The sequence below is a fragment of the Variovorax sp. DAIF25 genome (genome assembly GCF_050711835.1).
Lineage (GTDB): Bacteria > Pseudomonadota > Gammaproteobacteria > Burkholderiales > Burkholderiaceae_C > Variovorax.
In genome coordinates this window covers 654,902-671,109 of sequence record NZ_CP136636.1, presented here as the reverse complement: position 1 = coordinate 671,109, position 16,208 = coordinate 654,902, and the positions used below count along the sequence as shown (strand labels likewise).

13 protein-coding genes are annotated in these 16,208 nt (G+C 70.6%); 3 read left to right on the top strand and 10 right to left on the bottom strand.

Going from position 1 to position 16,208, the window contains the following annotated elements:
• Window positions 1–41: 41 nt before the first annotated feature.
• From R0232_RS03185 to R0232_RS03170, 4 genes are all read right to left on the bottom strand, one after another.
• Window positions 42–1,715 carry an FxLYD domain-containing protein gene (locus tag R0232_RS03185; protein WP_431511218.1) on the bottom strand — a complete coding sequence of 558 codons (1,674 nt, stop codon included), beginning with the start codon at window positions 1,713–1,715 and terminating at the stop codon, window positions 42–44.
• A complete protein-coding gene (locus R0232_RS03180) occupies window positions 1,712–3,556 on the bottom strand; it encodes a VanW family protein (RefSeq protein WP_431511217.1) in 1,845 nt (614 codons plus the stop codon). The genes R0232_RS03185 and R0232_RS03180 overlap by 4 nt, the downstream gene beginning before the upstream one ends.
• A complete protein-coding gene (locus R0232_RS03175; protein ID WP_431511216.1) occupies window positions 3,553–4,158 on the bottom strand; it encodes a DUF6891 domain-containing protein in 606 nt (201 codons plus the stop codon). Before R0232_RS03175 ends, R0232_RS03180 begins: the two co-directional genes overlap by 4 nt.
• A gap of 538 nt (window positions 4,159–4,696) precedes the next feature.
• Complete coding sequence (locus R0232_RS03170) at window positions 4,697–5,077, bottom strand: helicase SNF2 (RefSeq protein WP_208511324.1); 381 nt, start codon at window positions 5,075–5,077, stop codon at window positions 4,697–4,699.
• A gap of 286 nt (window positions 5,078–5,363) precedes the next feature.
• Here R0232_RS03170 and R0232_RS03165 point away from each other — a divergent pair, with 286 nt between their 5' ends.
• Window positions 5,364–5,852: a DUF6314 family protein gene (locus R0232_RS03165; RefSeq protein WP_431511215.1), complete on the top strand. Its 489-nt coding sequence runs from the start codon at window positions 5,364–5,366 to the stop codon at window positions 5,850–5,852.
• Here the strand turns inward: R0232_RS03165 and R0232_RS03160 are convergent, their stop codons facing one another.
• The 4 genes from R0232_RS03160 to R0232_RS03145 form a co-directional block, all read right to left on the bottom strand.
• Window positions 5,853–6,446: an energy-coupling factor transporter transmembrane component T family protein gene (locus R0232_RS03160; protein WP_431511214.1), complete on the bottom strand. Its 594-nt coding sequence runs from the start codon at window positions 6,444–6,446 to the stop codon at window positions 5,853–5,855.
• Window positions 6,439–7,179 carry an energy-coupling factor ABC transporter ATP-binding protein gene (locus tag R0232_RS03155; RefSeq protein ID WP_431511213.1) on the bottom strand — a complete coding sequence of 247 codons (741 nt, stop codon included), beginning with the start codon at window positions 7,177–7,179 and terminating at the stop codon, window positions 6,439–6,441. The genes R0232_RS03160 and R0232_RS03155 overlap by 8 nt, the downstream gene beginning before the upstream one ends.
• A 24-nt stretch (window positions 7,180–7,203) precedes the next feature.
• On the bottom strand, window positions 7,204–9,099 hold the full coding sequence (locus R0232_RS03150) for a sensor histidine kinase (RefSeq protein WP_431512852.1): 1,896 nt from the start codon (window positions 9,097–9,099) through the stop codon (window positions 7,204–7,206).
• 242 nt (window positions 9,100–9,341) lie between these two features.
• Window positions 9,342–11,120, bottom strand: coding sequence for a 1-deoxy-D-xylulose-5-phosphate synthase (locus tag R0232_RS03145; RefSeq protein ID WP_431511212.1), 1,779 nt, complete (start codon window positions 11,118–11,120; stop codon window positions 9,342–9,344).
• A gap of 327 nt (window positions 11,121–11,447) precedes the next feature.
• Between R0232_RS03145 and aceE the strand changes: the two genes are divergently transcribed.
• Both aceE and R0232_RS03135 read left to right on the top strand, forming a co-directional pair.
• Complete coding sequence (gene aceE / locus R0232_RS03140) at window positions 11,448–14,117, top strand: pyruvate dehydrogenase (acetyl-transferring), homodimeric type (RefSeq protein ID WP_431511211.1); 2,670 nt, start codon at window positions 11,448–11,450, stop codon at window positions 14,115–14,117.
• 73 nt (window positions 14,118–14,190) lie between these two features.
• Window positions 14,191–14,748 (top strand): MarR family winged helix-turn-helix transcriptional regulator, encoded by a 558-nt coding sequence (locus tag R0232_RS03135; protein ID WP_431511210.1) that lies wholly within the window; start codon window positions 14,191–14,193, stop codon window positions 14,746–14,748.
• 1 nt (window position 14,749) lies between these two features.
• On the opposite strand, the gene R0232_RS03130 is transcribed toward R0232_RS03135, so the two are convergent.
• Together R0232_RS03130 and R0232_RS03125 are read right to left on the bottom strand one after the other, a co-directional pair.
• A complete protein-coding gene (locus R0232_RS03130; RefSeq protein WP_431511209.1) occupies window positions 14,750–15,310 on the bottom strand; it encodes an RNA 2'-phosphotransferase in 561 nt (186 codons plus the stop codon).
• Window positions 15,307–16,200 (bottom strand): LysR family transcriptional regulator, encoded by an 894-nt coding sequence (locus tag R0232_RS03125; protein WP_431511208.1) that lies wholly within the window; start codon window positions 16,198–16,200, stop codon window positions 15,307–15,309. Before R0232_RS03125 ends, R0232_RS03130 begins: the two co-directional genes overlap by 4 nt.
• Window positions 16,201–16,208: the final 8 nt, after the last annotated feature.

The window sequence follows — 16,208 nt, the reverse complement described above, 5'->3', positions numbered from 1 at the left end:
CCGATCATGGCGCGAAGCGCCCGCAAACGCTGGCTGCGGGGCTATTCGGTTTGGTATAGCGTGCCGACGCTCGCGAAGTCGCGGCCGTTCTGCTCCACGTTGACCTGGAACGGCACGCTCTCGCCGGGCGCGATGGCCGGCAGGTTGTCGACCAGCTTGAAGCCGCTGAGCTGCCCGTCGCGGTCGCGCAGGCTCACCCACAGCCGCACCTTGCCGACGATGTTCGTGCCCGGATTGCTGACCTTGCCCGTGACCTGCACGCTCTTGTAGAGGAAGCGCTGGCTGAAATTGAGCAGCACGCTGCCGGTCTCGGCCTTGGTGCCGGTCACCTGCACCTCGAGCGGCGTGCGCGGACCGGGCAGCGCCGCGCGGCGCATCGGCTTCCATTCGACGCGGGTCTGGGTGATGCGGTCGACATCGCGCGGCTCCAGCAGGATCGGGAAGCGTTCGCCCGGGTAGAGGTAGGCCAGGCCCTGGATGGCGGTGGCGCCGTCGGCCTTGCTGCCGCCGAAGCGCGAGATCACGCCGCCGGGCGCGATCACCACCGTGTCCTTGCTGCGGTTCACGAGTTCGATCAGGAACAGCGGTCGCTGGATGTTGCTGCGGCCGGCCACCAGCGGCAGCAGTTCAAGCTCCTTGAGGTCGAAACGCTCGCTGTCGTCGGCCAGCAGGTCCTCGGTGCTCAGGCGCAGGTCGGCATGGAAGACCTCGGGCGCGCCGGTGGTGCGGATCACGCGGTCGGCGCTGCGCACCGCGGTGCGCGAGCCGCCGGCTTCGATGGTGCTGTAGGCGATGCGGTAGTCCCAGGCCGCGACCTGCGCGGCGCGGCCGAAGCGCGCGACGTCGATGTCGATCGCGCTGCGCGCGCCGGGCGCGATGTCGTTGCCCTGCGCATAGCCGCGGCCGAAGCCGATCACGTTGCCGGCATCGTCGTAGAGCGTGGCGAGCGCCTCGACGCCGCCGATCGCCGCGTCCTTGCGCTCGTTGACCACGCGCCCCACCAGCCGCACGCGATCGCCCTGCTGCACCAGCCGCAGGCGCGAGAACGCGAGCCGCGCACCGTCGGCCGAACGATACGGCGCCGACAGGCGCTGCACCTGCAGCTCCTGGCGCGTGACGTTCTTGCCGCTCGGCAGATCGAACAGCAGCGGCGCGCTCTCGCCGGGCTCGAGCACCGAGATCGGCAGCGACTCGCTGCGTTCCTCGAGCCGCGTCTCGCCGTCGTAGAAGGCGGCCTTGACGCTGGCGCGCTCGAGCGGCTTGCCGGTCTCGTTGCGCACCACCACCAGCAGCTTGGGCCGCGCCGAACTGCCGCTGCCCACCAGCACCTGGCGCGGTTCGCCGAGCTTGAGGCCATCGGTGGGAATGTTGCGGTCGACCACCGCGGCGACCGAGGCGCGGCGGCCGCCCTCGGGCGCGTCCTTGCGCGTGAACATCTGCACCACCATCACGAGCAGCGTGATGCCGAACACGGCCGCGACCGCGAAGCCCGCGGTGCGCATCGCCACCTTCTGCCGCGCCGCCTGCTCGTCGGCGAGGCGGCGCGCGGCCGCATCCTTGACCTGGTCGAGCACGCGGTCGAGGCGGTCGGAGATGTCGTCCTCCACCAGCGTGACGGAGCCGCAGTGCTGGCAGGTGAATTCGTTGAGGCCGGTGCGCTTGAGCACGCTGCTGCCGCATTCGCCGCACTTGAGCGTCTGGAGATCGATGGTCATGGAAAGCGCTGGTCGTTGTCGTCGTGTTCGTTGAAGTGGCCCGTGCCATCGATCGCTTCTCGCAGTGCGGTGCGCAGGCCGTCGACGTCGCCCGCACTCACTTCGCGCACGCCCTGCAGGCCCGCGAGACCGCAGGCGGTGGAGGCCACCACCGGCACGCCGGTCGCAAGCGCGCGCAGCGCCGCGCGTGGCGCGTGTTCCACATGCGCGGGCAGCACCACCACGCGGGCACCTTCGAGCCAGTCACTGCACGGATCGCGGGCCGCGTCCAGCGCGATGCCCTGCCAGAGCGAGGCATCGGCCGACGGCGTGCCGAGCACGCGCAGGCGCCATCCGCTGCCGCGCAGTGCCGCGGCCAGCTCGCGCGCGCCCTTGCGTGCGAGGGCGCTGGCGGGCAGCACAACCAGTGGCGCGCCGTCGTCCGGCGTCCGGTTCGCGCGCGGCGACATGCCGGGCAGCACCCATTCGAGCCGCTCGAGCGTGGCTTGCGGCGCCGCGCTGGCCATCGTGGCCGCCACCGCCGCATGCGGCGTGATCACCACCGCGGCACGTGCCAACGCCTGGGCTTCGGCGCGCACCATCGACGGCGCGGCACGGAAGTCGCGCAGCGTGGTGTCGTCGGGCCAGCGCGCAGCGGCCGCATCGAGACGTGCCTCGATCTCGGCCATCGGCAGCGCGCCGGCCAGCACGGTGAACGCGCGCCCGTCGAGCGCGCCGAGGCGCTGCAGATGCGGCAACAGCGCCTGGTCGACCACCAGTTGCGTGTGTTCGGGCAGCAGCCGTGTCGCGAAGGCCTGGGCGAGCCAGCGCTGCGCATCGATCACGCTGGCCTGCCGCCGCCCGCCTTCCTGGCGCGCCCACAGGCGGCGCCACAGGGCACCGCGAACGCTGGCCAGCCAGGGGCGATGGACCGGCGCCTCGCCGCCGCGCCAATCCGTCATCGGTCGCCAGAACGCCAGCCGCACGGGCGCGCGCTGTATGCGATCGGCCTCGGCATGATGGGCCTCGAGGTAGCGCGCGAACTCGGGCGTCCAGGCGTCGAGCAGCGCGGCGGTCCGCCCCTGGGCCGCGGCCGGCAGCGCGGGCCGGTGACGGAAGCAATCGTTGCGGTCGCAGCTCAGGCAGCCGTGCGCCACGGGCGGCAATGGCGCATCGACGCCCACATCGTGCGGTGCACGCCACATCACGCGCGGCGCGATGGGCGACGCGACCGGATGCGCATGCGCGCGGATGCGCAGCACCAGCTCGGTGGCCGTGAGCTCGACCTCGAGCCGCCACGCATGGCGCGCGCGCAGCTTGAGGTCGACGTAGTTCCAGAACACGGTCGCGTCCACTGCATCGTCGGGCGCGGCCGCGGCCTGTTCGATGCGCGCGGTGTGGGCATGGCGCTCGACCAGCTCGAGCCCCGCGCGAGCGCCGACCGTGGCCAGTGCATTCGAGAGCTGACAGAGCCCTCCCGCCAGCGTCGGCACCACGCAGCCGCCGCGCAGCTCTCGGCCCTGCACGAAGCCGCGCCAGGCGCTGGGCCGGCCCAACTGGCGCCAGAAGCTCAGCACCTCGCCCGCGGGAACCTCGATGGCATCGAAGGCGCCGCGCGCCACGCGCAGGTTCTGCACCTTGCCGGCGACCAGCGCGAATTCATCGTCGCGCCCGTCGGTCCACAGCGGGCTGCTGAAGCGCGCCAGCACGGGCGCATCGGCCAGCGCCTCGGCCACGGGCCAGCGCCGCGCGGAAGGACGCAAGGTCTCGCGCAACCCATGCGCGGTGGCCAGCAACCGGGAGCGCAGCCAGAAATCGATCGCATCGATGCGGCGCGGCGGCTGCCAGGCCTGCACGCTCACGCCGATGGGCCTCGCTTGCGCCACTGGCCGAGGTCGACCTCGATGCGTTCGTCGATGTTGCCGCTCCAGTGCACGACGAAGCCGACGCCCTGGAGCAGCGCGGCGATGCGCTGCCCGACCGCGACGGTGTTGGCCTCGCGCCGCGCGATCTCGGGGATCAGGCCGCCGCTGAAGGCCAGGTGCAGCCGGCCGGTGCGCACCGCGCGCTCGAGGTCCTGTGCGTGATAGAAGCAGCAGCCCAGGATGCCCGAGGCATCGCGGCCTGCGGCGCGCCAGGCTTCGCGCACATCGTCCTGGCCATCGGCCAGCGTGTTGCCAGCGCGGTGCAGCGCGATGATCTTCTCTTCGCGCAGCTGCGCGAACGCGGTCTCGAGGCGGTCGTATTCGGTCTGCGCGGGCCACTCGGCTTCGGCCGCATGTTTGGCGGCGCAGGCGCGCGCGGTCTCGGCCTTGACCCAGGCCCGGTCATCGGAAGTCAGCTCGTCGGGATCGAGGTACTCGTCGGTGATCATCCATTCGACGTCGGCGTCGTGATGAAAGCCTGACCACACGAGATCGTGGATCCTTTGTCGCGTGTCTTCGGTGTCGAGAGTGAGGGCCATGCGTAATGGGTCAGCCGCGCTCGGCGGCGAGGGTCGTGCTTGCTTTTGTCGTGGCAGAAGCGCCCGTACATTTTCGCGTGCCCGCACCACAATGGCGCTGTAGGCCGAAAGCATGACGTTGTGCGGTCCATCGAGCCGCGAACAACATCATCGATCATGCATTGCAGCATGGCAATGCGCCATTCGGCGGACGGTGACTCGTGCGATCGGCCGAACGGGAGGGCGAAGCGCACCGCGGCGGTGCAACGTTGCAGTGGCTTGCTGCGGTGCGCCAGCGACCGCATGGGTTCGCGCGCGACGCATGAAAGCCGAAAGCGCTCGACGCGCCTCCTGCAGGTCTGTGCGATTTGTGCGACAGACCCGGCTTCTTGGCCGCATCGACCCCGAAGCACGCGGCATCGGCCGTTAATGCTTTGGATTAACCACCCTCAAGCGAAAGGCCGGCCCCTGCTTTCGCAAGGGCCGGCCTCCGGGTGGCTAAACCTCTCGACTCACCGCGAGGACGAGCCCCGCGATGCGACCGAGTTCTGGGTGCCGATTACAGCGGCAGCGAGTCGCCGCGGGCAGCAGCGCGGGCTTGTGCGCGCACTGCGTTGCGGTCCACGGTGCTGGCGATCAGCGGGGCCACGCCCGACGAAGCGCCTTCGGCGTACGGGTCGGCGCTGTGCGCGGCGGCAACGGCTTCTGCACGCACGGTGGCCAGGTTGGTCTGCGACACGATCACTTGGGCCGGGCCGGCGTTCGCGCCTTCGGCATAGGGATCGGCGCTGCGAGCGGCGATGACGGCCTGGCCGGCGACTTCGGCGCGGCTGGCGGCCGAGGTCAGGGGATGCACACCCTCATAGGTTTCGGCATGGGCTGCACCGGCAGCGGCCAGCAGGGAGAGGGCAACGGCGGAGAGGAGCTTCGAGGCGTTCATTTGAGTATTCCTTCAATTCTTGTGACTTGACTTTGGATGATTCGAACCGGTCTTGGGGGGCGCCGTCCGTTAAGGGGGCGGCCACCTCGCTAGTGCCTGTTCACCCAGATCAGTCGCTGCCTTCTACTTGTCTTGGAGCCGGCGGCTGGTCCGTGAGATGAATTGTGCTCCTCAAAACTAGGTAAAAACCCTAGGCAAATGGAACCGCGGCGTTCACGGGAAGGAAACAATCAATCGCCTCCGTCCGACATGGAGGGCCATTCCGCCTGGGGATAGAGTCGCCGCCATGCAGGCGCCTGACCCCACCCTTTCTCTCTCACCATGGGGCGAGGCCGATGAGGTCTGGGCCCGGCTCGCGGGCGGCTGGACCTTCGAACGCACGATCGAAGGCCAGGCGTCGATGCACGGCACGGCCGTCTTCGGCCCCCTGCCAGGCGCGGCGCACGCCACCCTGCACTACCGCGAGGAGGGTCGGCTGCGCCTGCTCGATGGCCGCGCCTTCGATGCGCATCGCGAGTACCTGTACCAAGGCCGTCCGGGCGGCTTCGCGGTGCTGTTCGCCGAACAGCCGCCCCGCCTGTTCCACGAGATCGCGCTGCAACCGGGCGATGACGAGGCCAGCGCCTGGATTGGCACCGCCGCGCACCCGTGCGCCGCCGACCTCTACGACAGCCTCTACCGCTTCCTGGCCGACGGCAGCTTCACGCTGCGCCACACCGTGCGCGGTCCGCGCAAGGACTACGTGAGCCTCACGCGCTTCCGCGCCGCCACTTGATCAGCGTCCGAGCCGCGCCGCGAGCGCATCGGCCACGCGCTCCGCGGTCTGCAGCGTGCGGATGGTCAGCGGCGCCAGCAGCCGCAGCCCGCCGCCGCGGCCGGCGCGCGCGCGATGCGCGTCGTCGAGCCGCTGCCACTGCACATAGAAGTTCTCGGCGAAACGCAGCGTGAGTCCGAGGCCGAGCGCGATGCGGTCGGTGGGCACGCCCAGGCGGCGCAGCGGCTGCAGCACCGTCTCGAGCACCGCGAGCAGGTCCTCGAAGCGCGTGGTCAGCGTCAGCATCAGCGCGAGCACCGCGGCGGCGGCGATGCGCAGCGCGCTCGCCACGCCGAGCAGCGTGGTGCCGAGCAGCGCATGGAAGCCGACGATGAACGCGCAGGCGATCGCGATGCCGAACAGCGTGCGCACCCGGCCCCACGCGGGCCGCCCGAGCGAAGCGAACAGCACGAGCGCCAGCCCGCAGGCCGCGCCCAGCACCGCCGGCCGGTCCGTCAGCACGAGCGCGGTGCCGCCGGCCGACAGCAGCGCGAGCTTGAGCCACGCCGGCACCGCGTGCATCCAGGTGCGGCGATCGAGGTAGAGGCTACGCATGCGTCAGGTCCATCGCCGCGCGGCGGCGCACGTCCTGCGCATAGGCCTCGCAGACCTCGCGGCCGGGGCCGTCGGCCTGTACCCGGCCCTGCGCCAGCCACAGCACGCGCTCGAAGTCGTGCACGTGTTCGAGCACATGCGTCGACACCAGCACCTGCTGGTCGCTCGCGGCGAGCTGCGCCGACAGCCGGGCCTGGCTCAGCAGGTCGAGGCTCGCGAACGGTTCGTCGAGCAGCAGGGTGGCGGGCCGGCTGATCAGCAAGGCCAGCAGGCACACCTGCTGGCGCTGGCCCTGGCTCAGTTCGCCGATGGCGCGCTCGGCCCAGGCCGCGAGGCCGCGCCGCGCGAGGAAGTCGCGTGCCTGTCGGCGTGCCTCGGTGCGCGATTCGCCGCGCGCCGTGAGGCTGAAGGCCAGCTCCTCGGCCACGGTCGGAAAGATGATCTGGTCGTCGGGGTTCTGGAACATCAGGCCGACATGCTGCGAGAGCTGGCGGCGATCGGCCACCGTGTCGCAGCCATGCACGCGCACCCGGCCTTCGCCCGGCGGCTCCAGTCCGCTGATCAGCCGGAACAGGCTGCTCTTGCCCGCGCCGTTGTCGCCGATGACGCCGACGCGCGCGTCGCGCAGCTCGAGCGAGAGGCCATCGAACACGCGCTGTGCGCCGCGCTCCAGCACGACGGATTCGAGACGGATGCCGTGGTCGGCGGAGGAGGGGTCGGTGTGCGGCGGCAAGGGGCCGTCACTGTACCCGACGGCTCATGCCCCCGAAGGGCGCTCGGCCCGCACCAGCGGCAGCCAAAGCAGGAAGCGCGTGCCCGCGGCATCCGACTCCCACGCCACGTGGCCCTGCACCGCGAGCGCGCGGCGCTGCATGTTCTGCAGGCCGCGGCCCCGGCCGCCGGTCAGGGCCTGCTCGACGTCGAAGCCCTGGCCGTTGTCCTCGATGCGCACCCACACGTGCGCGGCATCCGTGCCGGTCGCCACGCGGATGGTGGTGGCGCGCGTGTGGCGCAGGATGTTGGAGATGCTTTCCTGCACGATGCGCAGCACGTGCAGCGCGCTCGACGGATCGAGCCACGGCAGCGGCGGGATCTCCTGCACCTCCCAGGTCAGCGACACGCCCATGCCCTCGAGCCGCGGGCCGAGCCGGTAGCGCAAGGTGGCGAGCAGCAGCAGCAGGTCGGCATCGATCGGTTCCATCGAATCGATGGTGAGCTTCAGGTCGTCGAGGCAGCCCTGGAGGATCTGCGACACCTTCTGGTCGCTGAGCCGGCCCTCTTCCACCGAGCGGATCGCGCTGATCAGCGAGGAGCCCAGCCCGTCGTGCATGTCCTGCATCAGCCGCTGGCGCTCGTCGCTGATGGTCTTCTGCCGCTCGACCTCGCGCAGCCGGCGATGGCTCAGGTCGAGCTCGCTCTCACGCGCCTGCAGCCGCTGCGCGAGGCTGGCGTTGACGCGCTCCACCTCGCCGATCGCGTGCACGTAGCGCCGGTACAGCAGGATGCCGAAGACGCTGAAGGTGACGGCATTCGCATAGGCGCCCAGGTACCAGCCCTCTGGGCTCACGATGTTGTTCTGCACCATCCAGTCGGTGGCGCCCAGCAGCACGCATGCGCCGATGCCGGCCGCCACCAGCCGCCCCTCGGGCGAACGGCGCCAGGCGCTGATGCCGCCCACCAGCCCGACCACCGTGCCCATGGCCGCTGCCACCAGGTAGATCAGCGGCGTGACCTGCGGCGTGTTCGGCAGCAGCGCGATGCCGGGCAGGGTCAGCACGCTGACGAGCAGCGTGATCGTCGTCACGGCCCAGGTCAGCAGCGTGAGCGGCCGGTCGTGCAACTGCCGCAGCGCGAAGTGCACCACCGCCACCAGCCAGAACAGCGCATTGACCGTGAGCCAGGCGAACCAGTCGTTGGCGATCGGCAGCGCCACGTAGAAGTGCAGCCCGCGCAGGTACGAGGTGGTCGCGAGGTTGAAGAACAGCAGATAGCCGGTCTCGTGCCGGCGCCACAGCCACACGAACAGCGCGAACACGCCCACCGCCATGAAGGCCGCGCTCAGCATCGCGGGCAGTTCCTGCTGCAGCCACTGGCGCATCTGGTAGCGGCCCTTGAGCGCATCGGCCGGCCCCAGCCACAGCGAGGCGATGCCGACCTGCGCGGCGCGCGTGTGCTCGAGCCGGATCAGGATCTCGGCCGGCCGCGCGGCCGAGCCGTCGTCGCGCTGCTCGAACACCACCCACAGCGGCGTGCGGGTGCTGTTCCACAGCGGCCCCAGCTCCTGCGCGCGATGCACCAGCCGGCCATCGGCATAGACCGCGATCGTGCCGTCGGTCTTCACGCGCGAGCCGTACAGCGCCAGCGGTCCGCGCAGGCCGGGATGGGGCGGCACCTTCAGCCGCAGCCAGGTGATGCGCGTCTCCTTGCCCGGGTTCGAGATCGTGTTGGCGTCGGCCTGGGCCAACAGCGCGATCGGCAGCGCCAGCGGCAGCTCTACCGGCTGCCAGGCATCGGGCAGCTGCCCCGCGCCGAAGATCAGCGGCGGCGCCATGAAGCCGTTCGCGCGCTGCACCTGCCAGTCGGCCCGCGTGATGTGCTGCGTCGCGCCCGGCGGGTACTTGCTGCCGGCGTTGTCGCCGAAGAAGGCGCCCATGGCCACCAGCAGCGCCACCGACAGCACGAACACCAGGCAGGCGATCGGCGACGGCAGGCGCGCCCTCGCCCGGGCCAGGGGCCCCTCGCCTTCACGGCGGATGTCGGTGGAAGCGGTTTTGAAGAACAAGGCGCGCCGGGTGCGGAGGATTCGGCGCGAATTGTCGGGCAGAGCCCTGGCGCCGCGCCATGCCGGCGGGGCAAGAGGCGCGTTTGCCCTACATCCGCGCGTTGCGCGGGCCGTCAGTGCATTTCGACGAACGTCCGGATCGACGCGACGATGCCCGCCGCATCGAGGCCCTGCAACGCGAGCAGTTCGCTTCGGTCCCCATGCCCGATGAAGACGTCGGGCAGGCCCAGGCGCAACACCCGCACGGGCAGCCCCTCCATCGCGATGCGCTCCGCGCAGGCCGCGCCGGCGCCGCCAATGGCCGAGGCCTCCTCGAGCGTGACGAGCACCTCGTGCGTCGCGGCCAGTTCGAGCAGCAGCGCCTCGTCCAGCGGCTTGACGAAGCGCATGTTGGCGACGGTCGCATCGAGCGCTTCGGCGGCTTCCATCGCGGCGTGGAGCAAGGGGCCGAAGGCGAGCAGCGCCACCCCGGCGGGCCTGTTGTTCGTCGACCTGCGCACGATCACGCCACGGCCGATCGCCAGGGGCTGGTCCGTGCGAACGCCGTCGTCCGCGGGCACGACGGCCCTCGGGTAGCGCACCGCCGATGGCCCGTCGTGGCCCAGCCCCAGCGCGAGCATCCGCCGGCACTCGTGCCCGTCGGCCGGCGTCATCAGCAACAGGTTCGGAATGCAGCGCAGCGCCGCGACATCGAAGGCGCCCAGGTGCGTGGCGCCATCGCCGCCCGCGATCCCCGCGCGGTCGATCGCGAACAGCACCGGCAGCTGCTGCAGGCAGACGTCGTGGACGAGCTGGTCGTAGCCGCGCTGCAGGAAGGTCGAATAGATCGCCACGATCGGCCGCATGCCGGCCGCCGCGAGCCCCGCGGCCAGCGTCACCGCATGCTGCTCCGCGATGGCGGCATCCACGAAGCGCGAGGGAAACCGCCGCTCGAAATCGACCAGGCAGGAGCCCTCGCGCATCGCGGGCGTGATCGCGACGACCGCGGGATCACTTGCCGCGGCATCGCAGACCCATTCGCCGAAGACCTGGCTGAAGGTCGGGCGGCTCGCCGCCTTGGCGACCACGCCCACGGCGAGATCGAAAGGACCGGGGCCGTGGTAGGTGGTCGGGTCTGCCTCGGCCGGTGCGTAGCCCCGGCCTTTTTGCGTGACGACGTGGATGACCTGCGGCGCGCGCGACGTCTTCGCGTTGCGGAACGCGGCCACGAGCGCCTCGACATCGTGGCCGTCGATCGGACCGGTGTAGCGCAGGCCGAGCAGTTCGAACAGCGAGCGGTGGTCAGCGCGAGCGGAAGCGCCGCGCTCGACCAGCCCGCGCAGATGCCGGTGCAGCGCGCCCAGCGCGGGCGAGATCGACATCCCGTTGTCGTTGAGCACCACGACGAGCGGCAGGGCCGCGAAGCTGCCCGCGTGATTGAGCGCCTCGAAAGTCATCCCCGCCGACAGCGCGCCGTCGCCGACGATCGCGACGGCATGCCGGCCATCGTCCCGCATGCCCATCGCCAGGCCCAGCGCCGCCGAGACGGCCGTGCCTGCATGGCCGGCACCGAAGGGGTCGTAGGGCGATTCGTCCCTCGAGGTGAACCCCGACAGGCCGCCGACCTTGCGCAGGGTGGCCATGCCCGGGCCGCGGCCCGTGAGGATCTTGTGCGCATAGCACTGGTGGCCGACATCCCAGACCAGCGCATCGCGTGGCGTGTCGAAGGCGTGGTGCAAGGCGAGCGTGAGCTCGACCACGCCGAGGTTCGAGGCGAGATGGCCGCCGGTTCTCGACACGCCGCGCAGCAGCGTGCTTCGAAGTTCGTGGGCCACCGCGGACAGGTCCGCGGGATCGAGGTCGCGCAACTGCGCGGGCGTGGGAAAGCTGGATGACGGGTCGGAGGGCGGCATGGATGCCTTTGGGTTCTCGAGGGGTTGTCTTCGGCCCCGGCGGACGCCATGGGCATGGGTACGGATCCGCCACATCAATAGTTGCTATCGCATGCAGATAGATCCGCCGAGATCGAGGTCATGGCAGTGAATCATGGCCAGTTCAGCCTTCTTCATCTCCCCCATCGCCTCGATCCACGCCAGGCAGGTTACAGCACAACTGATTGCATTTGCAATCAACTAGGGATACATTGCCGTTGCGCATCGCGCGATTCATGTCCACATAATGAAATTCAGTGGGATGCGCAAGACGTTCGAACAACGAACCGCACAACGAAGGAGCAACGAATGAACGACTTGGCGAGCGCGGACGACATCGATCCGCAAGAGACACGCGAATGGCTCGACGCCATGCGCGCCGTGGTGATCCACGAAGGCCGCGACCGGGCCCATTACCTGCTGGACCAGTTGATCGAGCAGGACCACGCGGCCGCGGGCCGCTATGCCGCGCCGCGCACCACGCCCTACGTGAACACCGTGCGCGTCGCCGACCAGCCGGCCTTTCCGGGCGACGTGAACATCGAGCTGCGGCTCGATGCCTACCTGCGCTGGAACGCGATGGCGCTGGTGCTGCGCGCGGGCAAGCACTCGGGCGTCGGCGGCCACATCGCGACCTATGCCTCGGCCACCACGCTCTACGAGACCGGCTACCGACATTTCTTCCGCGCCGCCACGCCCGGGTTCCTCGGCGACATGCTCTACATCCAGGGCCATTCGTCGCCCGGCATCTATGCGCGCGCCTACCTCGAGGGGCGCCTGTCGGAGCAGCAGATGGACCGCTTCCGGCGCGAGATCGGCGGCGGCCTCGCCTCCTATCCGCATCCGCGCACGATGCCGGACTTCTGGCAGTTCCCGACCGTCTCGATGGGCCTCGGCCCGCTGATGGCGGCCTACCAGGGGCGCTACATGCGCTACCTCGAGGACCGCGAATTGATCGCGGCGCAGGGCCGCAAGGTCTGGGCCTTTCTCGGCGACGGCGAGCAGGACCAGCCCGAGACCCTGGCCGCGGTCGCGATGGCGGGCCGCGAGAAGCTCGACAACCTGATCTTCGTGGTGAACTGCAACCTGCAGCGCCTCGACGGCCCGGTCCGCGGCAACGCCAAGATCATCCAGGAGCTCGAGAGCGTCTACCGCGGCGCGGGCTGGAACGTGATCAAGGTCGTCTGGGGCAGCGGCTGGGACGAACTGCTGGCGCAGGACCACGACGGCCGGCTGCACCGGCGCATGATGGAATGCGTCGACGGCGAGTACCAGGCCTTCAAGGCACATGGCGGCGACTACGTGCGCGAACACTTCTTCGGCAAGGACCCCGAGCTGCGCCAGCGGGTCGCGCACCTGAGCGACGCGCAGATCGGCGCCCTCGCCCGCGGCGGCCACGATCCCTTGAAGGTGCATGCGGCCTATGCCGCCGCCGTGCGCCACCAAGGCCAGCCGACCGTGATCCTCGCCAAGACGGTGAAGGGCTACGGCATGGGCGCGGCCGGCGAAGCGGCCAACATCAACCACCAGTTGAAGAAGATGGGCGACCCCGCCGTGCGCGCCTTCCGCGATCGCTTCGCGATTCCGGTGCCCGACGAGCAGCTCGAGGAGATCCCGTACATCAAGCCCGCGCCCGGCAGCCCCGAAGCCGCCTGCCTCGAGGCCGGGCTGAAGCGCGCCGGCGGGCTCCTGCCCTCACGCTCGCGCGGACCGGGCCCGCTGGCGACGCCCGCGCTCGCGGCCTTCGCGAGCCACCTGCAGAGCAGCGGCGAGCGCGAGTACGCCACCACCATGGCCTTCGTGCGCATCCTCGCGCAGCTGCTCAAGGACCCGGTGCTGGGTCCGCGCGTGGTGCCGATCGTGCCCGACGAGTCGCGCACCTTCGGCATGGACGGCATGTTCCGCCAGGTCGGCATCTATTCGCACGTGGGCCAGCTCTACACGCCGCAGGACGCGGACCAGCTGAGCTTCTACAAGGAGGACCGCCAGGGGCAGATCCTGCAGGAAGGCATCAACGAATCGGGCGCGATGTCGTCCTGGATCGCGGCGGCGACCGCGCACAGCACGCACGGCGTCGCCACCATCCCGTTCTACATCTTCTATTCGATGTTCGGCTTCCAGCGCGTGGGCGACCTGGCCTGGGCCGCCGGCGACATCCGCGCGCGCGGCTTCCTGCTGGGCGCGACCTCGGGCCGCACCACGCTCGAGGGCGAGGGCCTGCAGCACGACGACGGCCACAGCCACGTGCTGTCCTCGGTGATCCCGTCCTGCGTGTCCTACGACCCCGCCTACTCGTACGAGATCGCGGTCATCGTGCAGGACGGGCTGCGCAGGATGTATGGCGAGCCGCAGGAGGACGTCTTCTACTACCTCACGCTGCTCAACGAGAAGACCGCGCATCCGGCGATGCCCGAAGGTGCCGAGGCAGGCATCGTGAAAGGCATGTACCGCCTGCAGCGAGGCGCCCGGACCGCCGGCGCGCCGCATGTGCAGCTGATGGGCAGCGGCGCGATCCTCTCCGAGGTGATCGCGGCTGCCGCGCTGCTGCAGCGCGACTTCGGCGTGAGCGCCGACATCTGGAGCGTGACCAGCTTTTCGGAGCTGCGCCGCGGCGGCCTCGAAGCCGAGCGCTGGAACCGCCTGCATCCGGCGCAGGCACCGCGCGCTTCGTACGTCGCGCACTGCCTGGCCGGCCAGGACGGACCGGCGATCGCCGCCACCGACTACATGAAGATCGTGCCCGACCAGATCCGGCCCTTCGTCGGGGAGCGCCGTTTCGTGACCCTGGGCACCGACGGCTTCGGCCGCTCCGACACGCGCGAAGCGCTGCGCGCCTTCTTCGAGGTCGATCGCCATCACGTCGCGCTCGCGGCGCTCAAGGCGCTGGCCGACGACGGCGTGGTCGACGCGGAGCTGCCGGCGCGGGCCCTGTCGCTCTACGGCATCGACCCCGAGGCCAGGTACGCGGCACTCCCTTAGCGGTGCGCGCCCGGGTGGCCGACCGCGGCGGAGAGAGAATCGAGGCTCACTCCCGAAAGCGCTCCCCACCCGTATGGCAACGCCCCGTTCCACCGCCGTGCGCGGCACCTCCACCTGGGCCTCCTTCATCAGCGCCTATGTGCTGGTGCTCGACTTCATGGAGGACAGCTTCCGCAAGGAAGGCCTGCCGCCGCTGACCTGGTACGACGTGCTGTGGCTGCTCGACGCCTCGCCGAACGGCCGCATGCGCATGCACGAACTCGCGGAGCGCGCGGTCTACAGCCGCAGCTTCATCTCGCGCATCGTCACCACGCTCGAGGCCGAGGGCCTGGTGGTGCGCGAGGTCGACGAGACCGACGGGCGCGGCCGCGTCGCGGTGCTGACCGAGCAGGGCCGCGCGCTGCGCCGCAAGATGTGGCCGCCCTACCAGAAGCTCATCCACGAGATGTTCAACGAGCACATGACGGCTTCGGAGCTCGAGTCGATGGAGCGCGGCCTGCGCCGCGTGATCGCGGGCGCGCACCAGCGCAACCAGGACCTGCGCAGCGCCGCGGCGCAACCCGCCGCCGAACCCCGCACCACCCGCAAGCGCTCGCGTTCGCGCTCGACCACCCAGCGCTCGGGCGCGTAGCTCAGGCGGACGAAGGCCAGCCCGACAGGAACCGCGGCGGCACGGCCTCCGTCAGCCAGACCCCGTTCTCCGCGCGGTGGAAGGCATGGCCCAACGCCTGCATTCCGCCCGCATCGACCCGCAGCACATGCGCCTTTCCATGGCGCTGCCCCACCTGCACGGCGGTCGCCTCGTCGGCCGACAGGTGCACATGCTGCCGCGTGCCGGGCCGCAGGCCTTCGGCGCGGATCGATGCGAGGAAGCGCGTGGCCGTGCCGTGGAACAGCACGGCCGGCGCCACCGCCGGCTCGAAGCTGCGGCGGACCTGCGGCGTCGAATGGCCCTGCAGCGCGCGGATGCACCGGCCATCGGCCGACAGCGCGTAGCGCTTCTTCGCGCCCCGCTCGACCGCATCGACCCCCTGCACGACCTGCGCGTGCGTGAGCGCGCGGCCCGCGGCCACCGCGCCGGCCACCAGCGCATCGATCTCGGCCCAACCCTCGGCATCGAGCGCGAGGCCGATGGATTCGGGTGCATGCCGCAGCACGTAGGCGATGAACCGGCTCGCGTCCTCGGGCGTCATGCGTTCTTCCAGTGATCGGCCTGCGCGAGCAGCGCATTCCACAGGCGCTGCGCATGTACGGACGGCGGACGGTCGGCCGCGCGGAACAGGTGGTACTCGAGCGGCGGATAGCCCTGCAGCGGCACCGCCACCAGGCCCTTGGGAATGCGGCAGCAGGCATTCACCACCGTCAGGCCGAAGCCGAGCTGGGCGAAGCGCAGCATCAGCTCCCAGCCATCGGCCTCGAGCGAGGGCTGCCACGCCACCGACTCGGCCTGCAGCAGCCGGCCGAGCAGCTCGCGGTGCGGCCGGCCCGCGGGCGGCACGATCAGTTGCGCCCCCTGCAGATCGCGCAGGCGCACCGAACGGCGCGAGGCCAGCGCATGCGCGCGCGGCAGCACCAGCACCTGGCCGACGATCGTGAGCCGCACCGCATGCAGATCGGCCGGCACGGCGCCCAGCGGCGCGATGCCCAGTTGGGCCTGGCCCGCTCGCACCGCCTGCACCGAGGCGTCGCGGTTGCGCGTGAGCAATTGCAGGTGCGGCGAGGCCCCCGGCCCCGAGAACTGCGACAACGCCTTGCCCAGCAGGTAGAGGTAGGCGCCCTCGCCGGCCGCGAGGCTCACCACCGCCTGCTCCTGCCCCTGCGCGAGCCCCTTCACGAAGCGCTGGTTGAGCAGCAGCAGCTCGCGCGCATGGCGCGCCACCTGCTCGCCCGCGCTGGTGAGCTGCAGCGCGCTGCCCACGCGCAGGTAGAGCTTGGCGTCGAGCTGCTCCGACAGCTTGCGCACCTTCGCATGCAGGGCCGGCTGGCTGATGTGCAGCAGGCGCGCCGACTCGCTGAAGTTCAGAGTGTCGGCGAACACGGCGAAGGATTGCAGCGCGTCGAGGTTGGTGCGGGGGATGTCCACCTATCCAT

Coding starts and splice junctions, on each gene's coding strand:
- R0232_RS03185 (WP_431511218.1), bottom strand. CDS start 1,715: ATGACCATCGATCTCCAGACGCTCAAGTGCGGCGAATGCGGCAGCAGC.
- R0232_RS03175 (WP_431511216.1), bottom strand. CDS start 4,158: ATGGCCCTCACTCTCGACACCGAAGACACGCGACAAAGGATCCACGAT.
- R0232_RS03170 (WP_208511324.1), bottom strand. CDS start 5,077: ATGAACGCCTCGAAGCTCCTCTCCGCCGTTGCCCTCTCCCTGCTGGCC.
- R0232_RS03165 (WP_431511215.1), top strand. CDS start 5,364: ATGCAGGCGCCTGACCCCACCCTTTCTCTCTCACCATGGGGCGAGGCC.
- R0232_RS03160 (WP_431511214.1), bottom strand. CDS start 6,446: ATGCGTAGCCTCTACCTCGATCGCCGCACCTGGATGCACGCGGTGCCG.
- R0232_RS03150 (WP_431512852.1), bottom strand. CDS start 9,099: ATGGGCGCCTTCTTCGGCGACAACGCCGGCAGCAAGTACCCGCCGGGC.
- R0232_RS03145 (WP_431511212.1), bottom strand. CDS start 11,120: ATGCCGCCCTCCGACCCGTCATCCAGCTTTCCCACGCCCGCGCAGTTG.
- aceE (WP_431511211.1), top strand. CDS start 11,448: ATGAACGACTTGGCGAGCGCGGACGACATCGATCCGCAAGAGACACGC.
- R0232_RS03135 (WP_431511210.1), top strand. CDS start 14,191: ATGGCAACGCCCCGTTCCACCGCCGTGCGCGGCACCTCCACCTGGGCC.
- R0232_RS03130 (WP_431511209.1), bottom strand. CDS start 15,310: ATGACGCCCGAGGACGCGAGCCGGTTCATCGCCTACGTGCTGCGGCAT.